The organism is Arthrobacter sp. CJL-S3 (genome assembly GCF_056711635.1).
The window spans coordinates 697,935-711,617 of record NZ_CM160046.1 but is presented as its reverse complement, the minus strand read 5'-3'; the positions used below and the strand labels follow the sequence as shown (position 1 = coordinate 711,617).

Sequence of the window (13,683 nt, the reverse complement as noted above, 5' to 3'; positions counted from 1 at the left end):
GTCAGCCTTCGATTGAAAGGATCGGCATGGCCTGGGTGTAGGGCGATGACGGGTTGGAGGTAGCGGAACGGATCCGCAGCCAGAAGAAGTCGTGGCTGCCCAGGGTCAGCGTGAGGGTTCCGTCGTCGGAGATCCCCGGGAACGCCTGGCCGCCGAACACGTCCCGGAGGCCGCGTCCCGCGAATCTCGGCACCCGCAGGGTCGTGGCAACCGGATGCTGGGACAGGTTGAAGGCGCAGAGGATGGTTTCGCCGTCCTCTCCGGCCGCGTTGCCTTCCGGCAGTTCGCGGAGGTAGGCCAAGACCACGTCGTGGTCGGCCTCGACGTGCTCAAATCCGCCCAGCCCGAAGGCGGGGTGGTTCTTCCGGACGCTGAGGATCTGCCGCGTCCAGCGCAGCAGCGAACCCGAGTGGGCTGCCTCGGCCTCGACGTTGGCCATGCTGTAGTTGTAGACCAGCGACTGGATCACCGGAAGGTACAGCTTGCCGGGGTCCGCGCTGGAGAACCCGGCGTTGCGGTCCGGGTTCCACTGCATCGGGGTGCGGACGGCGTCGCGGTCCTCGAGCCAGATGTTGTCCCCCATGCCGATCTCGTCCCCGTAGTACAGGAACGGGGAGCCGGGCAGGGACAGCAGCAGGGCGTTGATGAGCTCGATTTCCGAGCGGGAGTTGTCCAGCAGCGGCGCCAGCCGGCGACGGATCCCGATGTTGGCGCGCATGCGCGGGTCCGGCGCGTACCAGCCGAGCATGGCCGCGCGCTCGTCGGCGGTGACCATTTCCAGCGTCAGCTCATCGTGGTTCCGCAGGAAGGTGCCCCACTGGGCGCCTTCGGGGATGTTCGGGGTGTCCTTCATCGTCTCGATGATGGGCGCGGCCTTCTGGTCCCGCAGCGCGTAGTAGAGCCGCGGCATGATCGGGAAGTGGAACGCCATGTGGCATTCCGGTTCCGCGTCGGTGCCGAAGTACTCCACGACCTCAGCCGGCGGCTGGTTGGCCTCGGCGATAATCACGCGGCCCGGGTAGCTTTCGTCGACCATCTTGCGCAGCTTGCGCAGGAACTCGTGGGTCTGCGGCAGGTTCTCGCAGTTGGTGCCCTCTTCCTCGAAAAGGTACGGGATGGCGTCGGCGCGGAAACCGTCGATGCCCTGGTCCAGCCAGAACCGCACGACGTCGAAGAGGGCATCGATGACCTTGGGGTTCTCGAAGTTGAGGTCCGGCTGGTGGCCGAAGAAGCGGTGCCAGAAGAACTGGCGCCGGATCGGGTCGAAGGTCCAGTTGGATTCCTCGGTGTCCACGAAGATGATGCGGGCGTCTTCGTACTTCTCGTCCGTGTCGCTCCAGACGTAGAAGTCCCCGAACGGTCCGTCGGGATCCTTGCGGGATTCCTGGAACCAGGGGTGCTGGTCGGAGGTGTGGTTCAGCGGGAGGTCAATGATCACGCGGACGCCGCGGGCGTGGGCTTCCGCGACGAGTCGCTTGAAATCGCTGATGGTGCCGAACTCGTCGAGCACGGAGTTGTAGTCCGAGATGTCGTAGCCGCCGTCACGCAGCGGGGACTGGAAGAACGGCGGGAGCCACAGGCAGTCGACGCCGAGCCACTGGAGGTAGTCCAGCTTTTCGATCAGTCCGTGGAAGTCGCCGGAGCCGTCGCCGTTTCCGTCCGCAAAACCCCGGACCAGCACTTCATAGAAAACCGCTTTGCGGTACCAGTGCGGATCGTGCTGGAGGCCGGGCGCGTTCAGTTCAAAAGATCCCTTCGAGCTGTAGTGCTGGTTGGGGTTTGAGGGGCTGAAACTCACTGGTGGTGCCTCCGGATGCTAAGAATGTGCGCCGGCTCGACATGGGCGTCCAGCCGAACGTAGTTGTACTCCCCCCATTCCCAGCTCTCGCCGGTCAACAGATCATCCACCATGAACCGGCCATTGTGCGTCAGGTCGTCCGCGTCCAGCTCCAGCGCCGCCAGATCCAGGGTCACCGTGCTCTCGCGGATGCCGTGCGGATCCACGTTGACGATGATGATCAGGGTGTCCTTGGTGCCGTCGGGGAGGGTCTTGTGCTTGGAGTAGACGACGGTGGCGTTGTCCGTACTCTCGTGCACGGTCAGGTTCTGCAGATCCCCCAGGGCGGGGTGGGCGCGGCGGATCGCGTTCAGCCGGGTCAGGTACGGGGCCAGCGTCCGGCCGGATTCGGCCGCCGCGTCCCAGTCACGGTCCTTGTACTCGAACTTCTCGTTGTCGATGTACTCCTCGGCGCCGGGACGGGCCACGTGCTCGTAGAGCTCGAAGCCGGCGTAGACGCCCCAGATGGGGCTCGCGGTAGCCGCCAGCGCCGCCCGGATCTTGAACGCGGGCGGGCCGCCGTACTGCAGGTATTCGGTCAGGATATCCGGGGTGTTGACGAAGAAGTTCGGCCGGAAGTAGGCAGGGGACTCGTGGCTGACCTCCTGGAAGTACTCCTCCAGCTCCTCCTTGGTGTTCCGCCAGGTGAAGTACGTGTAGGACTGCTGGAAGCCGGCACGGCCCAGAGCGTGCATCATGGCCGGGCGGGTGAAGGCCTCGGCGAGGAAGACGACGTCGGGGTGCTTCTTGTTGACCTTGGCGATCAGCCATTCCCAGAACCACACCGGCTTGGTGTGCGGGTTGTCGACGCGGAAGATCTTGACGCCGTGGCTCACCCAGAGGAAGACAATGCGCAGGATCTCGTTGGACAGGCCCGCGGGATCGTTGTCGAAGTTGAGCGGGAAAATGTCCTGGTACTTCTTCGGCGGGTTCTCCGCGTAGGCGATGCTGCCGTCCACGCGGGTGGTGAACCACTCGGGGTGGCTTTCGACCCAGGGGTGGTCCGGGGCGGCCTGCAGCGCAAGGTCCAGGGCCACTTCCAGCCCCAGCTCCCCGGCCCGCGCCACGAAGGCATCGAAGTCCTCGAAGGTGCCCAGGTCCGGGTGGATGGCGTCGTGGCCGCCCTCCTTGGCCCCGATGGCCCAGGGGGAGCCGGGATCATGCGGTCCGGCGAGCAGGGTGTTGTTCGGGCCCTTGCGGTGCTGGATGCCGATCGGGTGGATCGGCGGCATGTAGATGATGTCGAAGCCCATGGCCGCGACGGCGTCGAGCCGCCGGGCGGCGGTGCGGAAGGTGCCCGAGGTCCACTCGCCGGTGTCGTGGTTTCGGACGGCGCCCTCGGACCGGGGGAAGAACTCGTACCAGGCGCCCCGGCCGGCGAGCTCGCGCTCCACCAGCAGGGGGTACTGCTCGGAGACGGTGACCTGCTCGCGGATCGGCTGGCGGTTGATGATGTCCGTCACGTCAGCGCTGAATCCGGCGGCGAGGCGTTCCTCGGCGGTCTTGTTGGTGTCGTTGAGCCCGACGACGGCCATCCGCAGGGTCCGCCGGTCGGCGGACGGGCGGGCGGAGTCCTCGGCGGCGACGGCGAGCAGCGCGGCGCCCTCGGCGAGCATCAGCTCGACGTCGATGCCGGCTTCCACCTTCACCTCGGCGTTGTGGTGCCACGTGCCGTAGCTGTCATGCCAGGCCTCGATCACAAAGGACCAGTTGCCGGTGCCGGAGGGGGTCAGCAGGCCTTCCCACCGGTCGGTGCCCATACCGCGCGGGCCGCGGGGCGGGGCGAGGCGGACGCGCTGGCGTTCCTTCCCCCGGGGGTCGAGCAGGACGGCGCTGACGCCGAGCCGGTCGTGGCCCTCACGGAAGGAGGTGGCACCCACCACCAAGGTTTCGCCCACTACGGCCTTGGCAGGGAATTTGCCGCCTTCGACTGCAGGCTGCACGGCGGTGATTGGAAAACGGCCAAAGCGAAGGCCCTCCATAATCAGGGCCTTCGGCTTTTGCTTGGACACGGCACTGGTTCGCGAGTTAGTTGTCACAGCCTCGACGTTATCGACAAAACGGCCAGATTGCTAAGGCTGCTCACTTTTTTCCGGCGTTTTCCGGGAGGCGGACCGTCATTTATGCAAAAGAAACTTAAACCGGTTCCGGGCCCCCAACTTGTCCGTTAGTGTTTCGCAGGTGAAGGCAATCCGCAGATTTACCGTCCGAACCGTTCTTCCCGAGTCGATCCGGCCGCTGGCCCGGCTGGCCACCAACCTCCGGTGGTCCTGGCACAGGCCCACTCGGGAGCTTTTCGAGGGCCTGAACCCGAAGGTGTGGGCCGAAAGCGACCACGATCCGGTGTCCTTCCTCGGCCTGGTCAGCCGGGAGGAGCTGCAGCGCCTGGCCGCTGACCTGGACGTGGTGCGCCGGGTCCACGCGGCGGCCGAGGACCTCGACCGGTATCTCGAACAGCCCCGGTGGTACCAGAGCCTCGGCGACGGCGCACCGGCGTGTATCGCCTACTTCTCCCCCGAGTTCGGCATCACCGAGGTGCTGCCGCAGTACTCCGGCGGCCTCGGCATCCTCGCCGGCGACCACCTGAAGGCAGCCTCGGACCTGGGCGTGCCGCTGATCGGCGTCGGCCTGCTGTACCAGGCGGGCTATTTCAAGCAGTCCCTCTCCCGCGACGCGTGGCAGCAGGAAACCTATCCGGTCCTGGATCCGGACGGGCTGCCGCTGACCCTGTTGCGCGAGGCCTCGGCCGACGGCAACGGCAGGCCCATCCAGATCTCCCTGCCGCTCCCCAACGGCCGCCGGCTGCTGGCGCACGTCTGGCGTGCCGACGTCGGGCGTGTCCCGCTGCTGCTGCTGGACTCCAACGTTCCGGGCAACGACGACGCCGCCCGCGGCATCACCGACCGCCTGTATGGAGGCGGCGGTGACCACCGGCTCCAGCAGGAGCTCCTGCTGGGCATGGGCGGGGTCAAGGCGCTGCGCGCCTTCCAGAAGCTCACCGGCGGCCCCGCACCGGAGGTGTTCCACACCAACGAGGGCCATGCCGGCTTCCTGGGCGTGGAGCGGATCCAGGAAATGATGTCCGCCGCGGAACCGCTGAGCTGGGACGAGGCGCTGGCTGCCGGCCGTGCCTCCACCGTGTTCACCACCCACACCCCGGTTCCGGCCGGCATTGACCGCTTCGAGGTCTCGCAGATCCAGCACTTCTTCGACGCCGGGCTGGCGCCGGATGTGCCGGTGGCGAAGATCCTGAACCTGGGCCGCGAGGACTACACGGACGGCAACCCGTTTGTGTTCAACATGGCCGTGATGGGCCTGCGCCTGGCCCAGCGTGCCAACGGCGTGGCCAAGCTGCACGGCGTTGTGTCCCGCGGCATGTTCTCCGCGCTGTGGCCGGGATTCGACCACTCCGAGGTGCCCATCACCTCGGTCACCAACGGCGTGCACGTGCCCACCTGGGTGGACCCGCGGGTGTCCCAGCTGGCGCGTGACCAGTTCGGCGCCGAGGCGGAGGCGCAGGGCCGCTGGGACCTCGCCTACAACGTCAGTGACGCGGACGTCTGGGCCCTCCGCCGCGAGATGCGGGTCTCGCTCGTGGAGGACGTCCGGCGCCGCCTGCGGGCCGCCTGGAAGAAGCGCGGGGCGGCCGACGCCGAGCTCGCGTGGACGGATTCGGTGCTGGACCCGGACATCCTGACCATCGGCTTTGCCCGGCGTGTGCCGACCTACAAGCGGCTCACGCTGATGCTGCGCGAGCCCGAGCGGCTCAAGGCCCTGCTGCTGCACAAGACACACCCGATCCAGCTGGTCATTGCCGGCAAGTCCCACCCGGCCGATGACGCGGGCAAGAAGATGATCCAGGACCTCGTCCGGTTCACCGACGACCCGGCAGTGCGGCACCGGATCGCGTTCCTGCCCAACTACGACATCGCCATGGCCCGGACCCTGTTCCCGGGGTGCGATGTGTGGCTGAACAACCCGCTGCGTCCGCTCGAGGCGTGCGGCACCTCCGGCATGAAGGCGGCCCTGAACGGCTCGCTCAACCTCTCGGTCCTGGACGGCTGGTGGGACGAGATGTACGACGGCGAGAACGGCTGGGCGATTCCGACCGCCAACAACGACGCGGCCCCCGAGGAACGCGACGACATCGAGGCGGCCGCCCTGTACGAGCTGCTCGAGACGCAGGTGGCCCCCCGCTTCTACGGGCTCACGGTGTCCGCCGGCGCCGGCGCCGCCGGACCTTCGCAGTCCGGGCCGCAGACGGTCCCCACGCATTGGGTCTCGATGATCAAGCACACCATGTCCCATCTGGGCCCGGCAGTCTCCGCGGACCGGATGCTCAAGGACTACGTCAACGTCCTGTACCGGCCGGCCGCCGTCGCCGGCCGCCGGGCCGGCGCGGACAATTTTGCCGAGGCCAAGGCCCTCGCGGCCTGGATTTCCCGGGTCCGGGCCGCCTGGCCGCAGATCCAGGTGGAACATGTGGACTCGGTGGGCGTCTCGGAGGACCCGCAGATCGGCGACATCCTCCAGGTCAACGCCTATGTGGCCCTACACGACCTCACCCCGGATGATGTTTCGGTCGAGGTTGCCTACGGCAAGGCGGAGGACAGCGACGAGCTGGCCGACGTCACCGTGGCGGAGCTGAAGGCGGTGGAAGACCTCGGCAAGGGCCGTCACCTCTTCAGCGGAACCCTGGTGATCGACCGGTCCGGTTCGTTCGGCTACACCGTCCGGGTGCTCCCGAAGCATGAGGCCCTCGCGTCCAAGGCGGAACTGGGCCTGATCGTCAACGCCTGAAGCCGCTGCCTGGCTAACAACGCGCCGCACCCCGGAGGCCCGGGATGCGGCGCTGTTGTCTGTGGCGGGCCTAGAGGCAGACGGCGATGACGTCCAGGCTGCTGCCGGCGTAGCGTTCGGCGTCCTGCAGGATTTCGCAGATGACACCGAACGACCGGTCCGAGCGGAAGGCCGCAGGGACCTCCCAGATGAAGGTGATCGGCGACTGGCCGTCGTCGGTGACGGCGTCGGCGAAGTCGTGCAGGGAGTCGTTGAGCGCGTCGAGGTTCACGCCGTAATCCGCCGGGAAGTCCAGGGTCTCGGCGAACGTCTCGAGGACCGTCCGTTTGGTATCGGCGGCCGGAATCAGCACAGCGCGCCGTCCGGCGTCCGCCACCAGTGCCTGCAGCTCCTCGATGGTCCAGGTGTCTGCGGAGTAAATCTTCATAGGGTCCTTACTTGCCTTCGATGATGAATCTGAACGAGTTGTAATGGTCCGGCGTGTAGTACTTCTCGCCGGCCTGCCCGGCCACGATCCGGCGGGCTCCGCGGTCGGATTCACCCGGGGTCCGGACCGTGTATTCCTTGTAATAGCCGGAGGATTTCCGCGGAAGGATGCGCTCGAAATTGCCGAACGTTGCGGCGTCCCTGCTGTACGGGTACGGGCCTCCCCTGGCGATGAGCGCGAGTGTCTGGCGCGCTTCGGCGGGAAGCTCGGAGGCTTTCACTTCCGGCAGCCCTGACGGGTTGGCGAGGGCGGGCGGCGCAGCCGTTGGAGCCGCGGGCTCCGCCGGGACGGCGCTCGTGGTGCCGGCGCCGGACGGCTCCGTTCCGGTCCCCGGAACCCCTGCCAGCACGAACGCCAGCACCGCGAGTCCGAGCAGCAGGGCAAGCAGGGCCGTCAGCCGCTGGACCTTCATTCGTAGTTTTCCTTATGCCTGGACCGGGGCCGGGCTACGTGCGGTAGATGTTGATGGAATTGGCCTGCACAACGTCCCGCTCCCCGGAAGCGACCCGGACGCCCTGGCGCCGGTCGTGGAGTCCGGAGGTGGTCAGGCGCAGCTCGAAGAGCCGGTTGCCGGTCCCCTCCTCATTGGTGAGCAGCGGCAGCGTGACCTTGATGTCCTTGGCGCCGCCGTTGACCACCACGAGCCCGTCCACGTGGCCGTCGTCGGACCCGAGCAGCAGCTGCACCACCCGGTGCCCCGGATCCTGCCAGCGCTCCCCGGCCATCGGCTCGCCGTGCTCGTCGAACCAGTGAAAGTACGACTGTTTTTCGCGGGTCGGGTAGTCATGGGGCTGCCCGGCCAGGAATTCCTTGCGGAGCCGGATCACCCGCTTGGTGGTGCGCAGCATCGAGTGGGATTCGGGCGTGCTGGTCCAGTCGATCCAGGCAATGGGGTTGTCCTGGCAGTAGGCGTTGTTGTTGCCCTGCTGGGTGCGGGCGATCTCGTCGCCGGCGGTGATCATGGGCACGCCCTGGGAAATCATCAGCGACGCCATCAGGTTGCGGCTGGACTGCTCACGCCGGGCGAGGATGTCCTCGTCCTCCGTGGGGCCCTCGAAGCCGTGGTTGTAACTGCGGTTGTCCCCGTGGCCGTCCCGGTTCTGTTCACCGTTGGCCTCGTTGTGTTTGCGGTCGTAGGACACGAGGTCGGCCAGGGTGAAGCCGTCATGGGCGGTGACGAGGTTGACCGAGGCGAGCCGGGAGCGGCCGGACGGCTCAAACAGGCTCGCGGAGCCCGAGAGCGCGTCCGCGAGCCGGGCCACCGAGCCGCCCTGCCCGCCGGCGTCGATCGCGGCGCGGTCAGCGAGCCAGAAGCTGCGGACGGCGTCGCGGAAGTGGTCGTTCCAGTCCACCCAGCCGGGCGGGAAGCGGCCGGTCTGCCAGCCGCCGTAGCCGATGTCCCAGGGTTCGGCGATGAGCTTGGTGGCGGACAGCACGGGGTCGGCCCCGATCGCCACCAGGAACGGGTGCCGGGGATCGAACTCGTTGGCGGCGTTGCGGGCCAGCGTCACGGCAAGGTCAAAGCGGAAGCCGTCGATGTGGAACTCGGTCACCCAGTAACGCAGCGAATCCAGCACCAGCTGCACCACGCGGGGTTCGCCGAAGTTCAGGGAGTTGCCGCAGCCGGTGGTGTCCACGTACCTGCCGTGGCCGTCGTTGCGGTAGTAGGTCATCTCCCCCAGGCCGCGGAAGCTGAGGGTCCGGCCGTCCCTGCCGCCCTCGGCCGTGTGGTTGTAGACGACGTCGAGGATGACCTCGAGGCCGGCGGCGTGCAGCAGCTTGACCATGCCTTTGAACTCGTCCTGGACGGCCTTCGGGCCCGCTGCCTGCGCGGCCTCGGTGGCGTAGCCGGGGTGCGGGGCGAAGAACGCGGCCGTGTTGTAGCCCCAGTAGTTCGGCATCCCGAGATTCTGCAGGTGCGGTTCGTCCACGTGGAAGTGCACCGGGAGGAGCTGGACGGCGGTGATCCCCAGCGCGATCAGGTGCTCGACCATGGCCGGGTGCGCCAGCCCGGCGTACGTGCCCTGGAGGTCCTCGGGGACGTCGGGGTGCAGCTTGGTCTGCCCGCGGACGTGCGCCTCGTAGATGATGGTGTTGCGCCACGGAGTCCGGGGGCCGCGGTCGTTGCCCCAGTCGAAGTCACTGTCCATCCGGACGCTCGTGATGAAATCCTCGCGCTCGTCCACGGCCCGGCCATAGGGATCCAGGAGCAGCGGCTGCTCGCCGCTGCTGTCGAAGTCCGTCGCGGGCATGGACAACGGGAGTGCCTCGTGATCGGGGGTGGCCCGGAATCCGTAGCGCGAACCGGCCGGGATGCCCTCGACAATGCCGTGGTGCACGCCGTCGGTCACGTTCGGCAGTGTCTTGAGCTGCCAGGTGCCGCCGGGCGCCTGATAGGCGATTTCCAGGGTGGCCACGCCGGGCGCGTAGACCGCCACGTTCGCGAAGGCACTCCGAGGATCGTCCGTTACCGGCGAACCGGTGCTCGGAACGCTGATTCCCAGCGGAAACGCCCGTGAGGCGTCTACCGTGGAAGCTGTGTCTACGTAGGTCATAACCATTGCTTAAAGTTTAGCGGGGCGGAACAAATAGACCCGGTTTCTGATTTCCTGACGAAGTGCAGTTTACGGAAAAGCTGCGTTGCATACTTGAACAAGCGCCGAAAACTGGAGGTAAAAGTGCGGATTGCACTCGCTCAGATCATTACCGGACGCGATCTTGCCGGAAATCTAGCCCTCGTCGAGGACTACGCGGCCCGCGCCAAAGCCGGCGGGGCGGAGCTCGTGGTGTTCCCCGAGGCCACCATGCGCGCCTTCGGGAACTCGCTGCTGGACATCGCCGAGCCGCTGGACGGGCCGTGGGCATCACGGGTGCGCAGCATCGCGGCCGAACACGGCATCGTAATCGTCGCCGGGATGTTCACCCCGGGGACCGCGGACGATGGCGGCAAGGTGCGCAACACCCTCCTGGTCACCGGCCGCGGCATCGAGGCCAGCTACGACAAGATCCACCTTTTCGATGCCTTCGGCTTCGCGGAATCGGACACGGTCGACGCCGGCACCGAGCCGGTCACCTTCGAGTTCGACGGCGTGACGTTCGGCCTGGCGACCTGCTATGACATCCGGTTCCCGGATCTCTTTACCGAGAACGCGGACCGCGGGGCCGAGGTGAACATTGTCTGCGCCTCCTGGGGATCCGGCCCCGGCAAGGCCGAACAATGGAAACTCCTGGCCCGCGCCCGCGCCCTGGATTCCACCACCGTGGTCCTCGCCTGCGGCCAGGGCGACCCGGCCAGCCAGGGAATCGAGCCCAAGGGTGCGGCGCCCACCGGCGTCGGGCACTCCGTCGTCGTCTCCCCGCTGGGTGAAGTCCTCGAAGAGCTCGACGGCGCCCCCGGCCTGCTGTTCGCAGACCTGGACCCCGCCGTCGTCAAAGAAGCCCGAGCCAAACTCCCGGTCCTCGCCAACCGCCACAAGTTTTAGGCTTCCGCTGCGGTCCGCCTTCGTCACCTTCCGGTGTCACCGGCGCCTTCCGCGGACACCGGCGCCTTCCGCGGACACCGGCGCCTTGCCGTCGCTTAGACACCTCCCGACGCTGCGCTCGGCCGCGGGCGGCCTCATCCGGCTCTGGTCGGCGATGCGCTCCTGGCAAGACCCCGGCGCCCGCTCGACTATCCGGCACCCGGCGTCGGGGTACTTGAAAGAAACGAATGCCCCCTCACCTTTCGCGGTTTAAACGGAAACGCTCCCTCACTAAACATGAGAGAGCGTTTCCTGACTTTCCGCCAAAGGTGCGGGAGCGTCAGAGCCGTTGCCGGAGTTTTGCTAAGGAGCGCATCGCCGACCAGAGCGGAGCGAGGCCGCCCGCGGCCGGAAGCGTCGTCGGGAGGTGTCTAAGCGACGGCAAACGCCGGCAACGGCGGACCCAACCACACGGGCGACGGCGAACCCCAGCCGCAGCAACCAGCGAGTTACTTGACGGCGCGCTGGCGGGAGATCTCGTAGAGGGAGATGCCCACTGCCATGGAGGCGTTCAGCGACTCCATCGCGGAGTCGATCGGGATGGAGACGATCTGGTCGCAGTTCTCGCGGACCAGGCGGCTGAGGCCCTTGCCCTCGGAACCCACGACGATGCAGACCGGCTCGGTCGCCAGGGCGAGGTCGGGCAGCGACACGTCGCCGTCGCCGTCGAGCCCCAGAACATAGATGCCCATGTTCTTGAACGCCTTCAACGTGTTGTTCAGGTTGGCCGCACGTGCCACGGGGACGCGGACGGCTGCGCCGGCGCTGGTCTTCCAGGCCGAGGCGGTGACGCCGACGGAGCGGCGCTCCGGGACGATGACGCCGTGGCCGCTGAAGGCCGAGACCGAGCGGATGATCGCGCCCAGGTTGCGCGGATCGGTGATGCCGTCCAGCGCCACGAAGAGCGGCGCGTTGGAGACGTGGCCCTTCTTCCAGCTCGCGAGGGTTTCCTCGGCAAGCTCGTAGGCGTCCTGGTACTCGTACGGCGGGATCTGCAGCACGAGGCCCTGGTGGATGGCATCGTCGGTCATCCGGTCCAGCTCGGGCTTGCCGGTTTCGAGCAGCGGGATGCCGCGCTCGGCCGCCAGCTTGAGGGACTCCTTGACGCGGTCATCCATCTCGATGCGGATGGCCACGTGCAGGGCCTTGGCCGGGATGCCGGCGCGCAGCGCCTCCACGACGGAGTTGCGCCCGGTAACGACTTCCTCGGTGGCGCGGCCCTTGGGGCCGGAACGGGCACCGGGGTTGCGCGGGGCTCCCGGGCGCTTGGCCGCGGAGCGTTCCGCGAGCTGCTTGTTCTTGTGGGCCTTGTGGTACGGGCGGTCCTCCGCCTTGGGCGTCGGTCCCTTGCCCTCAAGAGCCTTGCGGCCGTGACCGCCGGTTCCGACGGAGGGGCCCTTCTTCAGTTTGACCGACCGGCGACCATTGTTGGCCATGAGTTCCACCCTTTTAAATACGCGATTCGTTGACAAGTCTGAACTCCAGTCTACTGACTCGAGTTAAATCCTCGACCGCAGGGCATGGCCGGCCCCGGGGCAGCGCCGGGAACTGGGGCGGATCAGCCGCGCTTGAGGCTCCAGCTTGCGCCGTCCGGGCCGTCCTCGACGACGACGCCGGCGGCGGCGAGGGTGTCGCGGATGGCGTCCGAGGCGGCCCAGTCCTTGCTGGCCCGGGCCCGGGCGCGGGCCGCGAGCTGCGCTTCGACGAGGACGCCGAGGGCGGTGGTGCTCTGATCGTCCACGGCGGGCCCAGCGGTGTCGCTGAGACCAAGGACACGGAGCATGTCGGTGACGCTGAGCAGGGCCTGCCGGGCGGCGTCGAGCTCCCCGGCGGTGAGGGCGGTGTTGCCGGCGCGGACGGTTTCGTGGAGCACCGCCAGGGCCTGCGGGACGTTGAGGTCATCGTCCATCGCGGCCGCGAACGCATCGGGAACGGCCCCGTGGCTGCCGTGGACAAAGTTCCCGTCCGCCGTGGCCAGCGCCCGGGCAGCGCGGCTGACGAACCCGTCGACGCGCTCCACCGCGGCAGCGGCTTCCTGCAGCGAGGACGGCTGGTAGTCCAGGACCGAACGGTACTGGGCCTGGCCGAGGTAGTAGCGGACCACGCGCGGCGGGGCCAGCTCCAGCATCTCGGCGGGGCTGACCGTGTTGCCGATGGACTTGGACATCTTCTCGCCGGCGTAGGTGACCATGCCGTTGTGCATCCAGAAGTTGGCGAACCCGTGGCCGGCGGCCTGCGACTGGGCCATCTCGTTCTCATGGTGCGGGAACCTGAGGTCCAGCCCGCCGCCGTGGATGTCGAACTCGGCGCCGAGGTACTTGGTGACCATCGCGGAGCATTCGAGGTGCCAGCCCGGGCGTCCGGCGCCCCACGGCGAGGCCCAGCTCGCCGTCGTCGGCTCCCCGTCCTTGTGGCCCTTCCAGAGCGCGAAGTCGCGCGGGTCCTTCTTCCTGCTGCTGAACTGGGCCTCCACGTCCGGGGCGCCCTGCATGTCATCGACCTTCTGCCGGGTCAGCGAGCCGTACTTGTCCCAGGAGCGCACGTCGAAGTAGACGTCGCCCGAGCCGTCCGGGGCCGGGTAGGCGTGGCCGCGGTCGATCAGCTGCTGGATCAGGGCGTGCATTTCGGGGATGTGGCCGGTGGCGCGCGGTTCGTAGGTGGGGCGGGAGACACCCAGGGTGTCGTAGGCCTTGAGGAATTCCTGCTCGTAACGGTAGGCCAGCGCCCACCATTCCTCATTCCGGAGGGCGCCGGGCTCGTCCTCGAAGTCGGGGCCGAAGGAGGCTGCGGACTTCGCAAGGATTTTGTCGTCGATGTCGGTGACGTTGCGGACCACGGTGACCCGGAAGTTCCGGTACTGCAGCCAGCGCGTCAGCTGGTCGAAGGCAATGGCGGAGCGGATGTGCCCGACGTGCGGCATGCCCTGCACCGTGGCGCCGCAGTAGTAGAGGCTCACTTTGCCCGGAACCAGGGGGACGAAGTCGCGGACTTCGGCGGATGCAGTGTCATAGAAGCGCAGGGTCACCGCTCCAGATTAG

The 13,683-nt window shown here is 67.6% G+C and carries 9 protein-coding genes; 2 read left to right on the top strand and 7 right to left on the bottom strand.

Translation table 11 applies throughout. The features are described from left to right. Position 1 precedes the first annotated feature (1 nt). Entirely contained in the window at positions 2–1,798 is a 1,797-nt protein-coding gene (gene treS, locus AC06G6_RS03315) for a maltose alpha-D-glucosyltransferase (protein WP_479826335.1), read from the bottom strand. Further along, entirely contained in the window at positions 1,795–3,819 is a 2,025-nt protein-coding gene (locus AC06G6_RS03310) for an alpha-1,4-glucan--maltose-1-phosphate maltosyltransferase (RefSeq protein WP_479828520.1), read from the bottom strand. The genes treS and AC06G6_RS03310 overlap by 4 nt, the downstream gene beginning before the upstream one ends. Positions 3,820–4,018: 199 nt before the next feature. Between AC06G6_RS03310 and glgP the strand changes: the two genes are divergently transcribed. Then, positions 4,019–6,637: an alpha-glucan family phosphorylase gene (gene glgP / locus AC06G6_RS03305; RefSeq protein WP_479826333.1), complete on the top strand. Its 2,619-nt coding sequence runs from the start codon at positions 4,019–4,021 to the stop codon at positions 6,635–6,637. A gap of 70 nt (positions 6,638–6,707) precedes the next feature. On the opposite strand, the gene AC06G6_RS03300 is transcribed toward glgP, so the two are convergent. Genes AC06G6_RS03300 through glgX form a run of 3 tightly spaced genes read right to left on the bottom strand, consistent with a single transcriptional unit; the run spans position 6,708 to position 9,685 of the window. Next, entirely contained in the window at positions 6,708–7,064 is a 357-nt protein-coding gene (locus AC06G6_RS03300) for a barstar family protein (RefSeq protein ID WP_479826331.1), read from the bottom strand. 7 nt (positions 7,065–7,071) lie between these two features. Next, positions 7,072–7,536, bottom strand: coding sequence for a guanyl-specific ribonuclease (locus AC06G6_RS03295; RefSeq protein WP_479826329.1), 465 nt, complete (start codon positions 7,534–7,536; stop codon positions 7,072–7,074). 34 nt (positions 7,537–7,570) lie between these two features. Next, positions 7,571–9,685: a glycogen debranching protein GlgX gene (glgX, locus tag AC06G6_RS03290; RefSeq protein ID WP_479826324.1), complete on the bottom strand. Its 2,115-nt coding sequence runs from the start codon at positions 9,683–9,685 to the stop codon at positions 7,571–7,573. A gap of 117 nt (positions 9,686–9,802) precedes the next feature. Here glgX and AC06G6_RS03285 point away from each other — a divergent pair, with 117 nt between their 5' ends. Continuing rightward, positions 9,803–10,606, top strand: coding sequence for a carbon-nitrogen hydrolase family protein (locus tag AC06G6_RS03285; protein WP_479826322.1), 804 nt, complete (start codon positions 9,803–9,805; stop codon positions 10,604–10,606). A 488-nt stretch (positions 10,607–11,094) separates the two neighbouring features. Here the strand turns inward: AC06G6_RS03285 and rlmB are convergent, their stop codons facing one another. Together rlmB and cysS are read right to left on the bottom strand one after the other, a co-directional pair. After that, on the bottom strand, positions 11,095–12,081 hold the full coding sequence (gene rlmB / locus AC06G6_RS03280) for a 23S rRNA (guanosine(2251)-2'-O)-methyltransferase RlmB (protein WP_307462328.1): 987 nt from the start codon (positions 12,079–12,081) through the stop codon (positions 11,095–11,097). Positions 12,082–12,203: 122 nt separating this feature from the next. Further along, on the bottom strand, positions 12,204–13,670 hold the full coding sequence (gene cysS / locus AC06G6_RS03275; RefSeq protein WP_479826320.1) for a cysteine--tRNA ligase: 1,467 nt from the start codon (positions 13,668–13,670) through the stop codon (positions 12,204–12,206). Between the last annotated feature and the right edge of the window lie 13 nt (positions 13,671–13,683).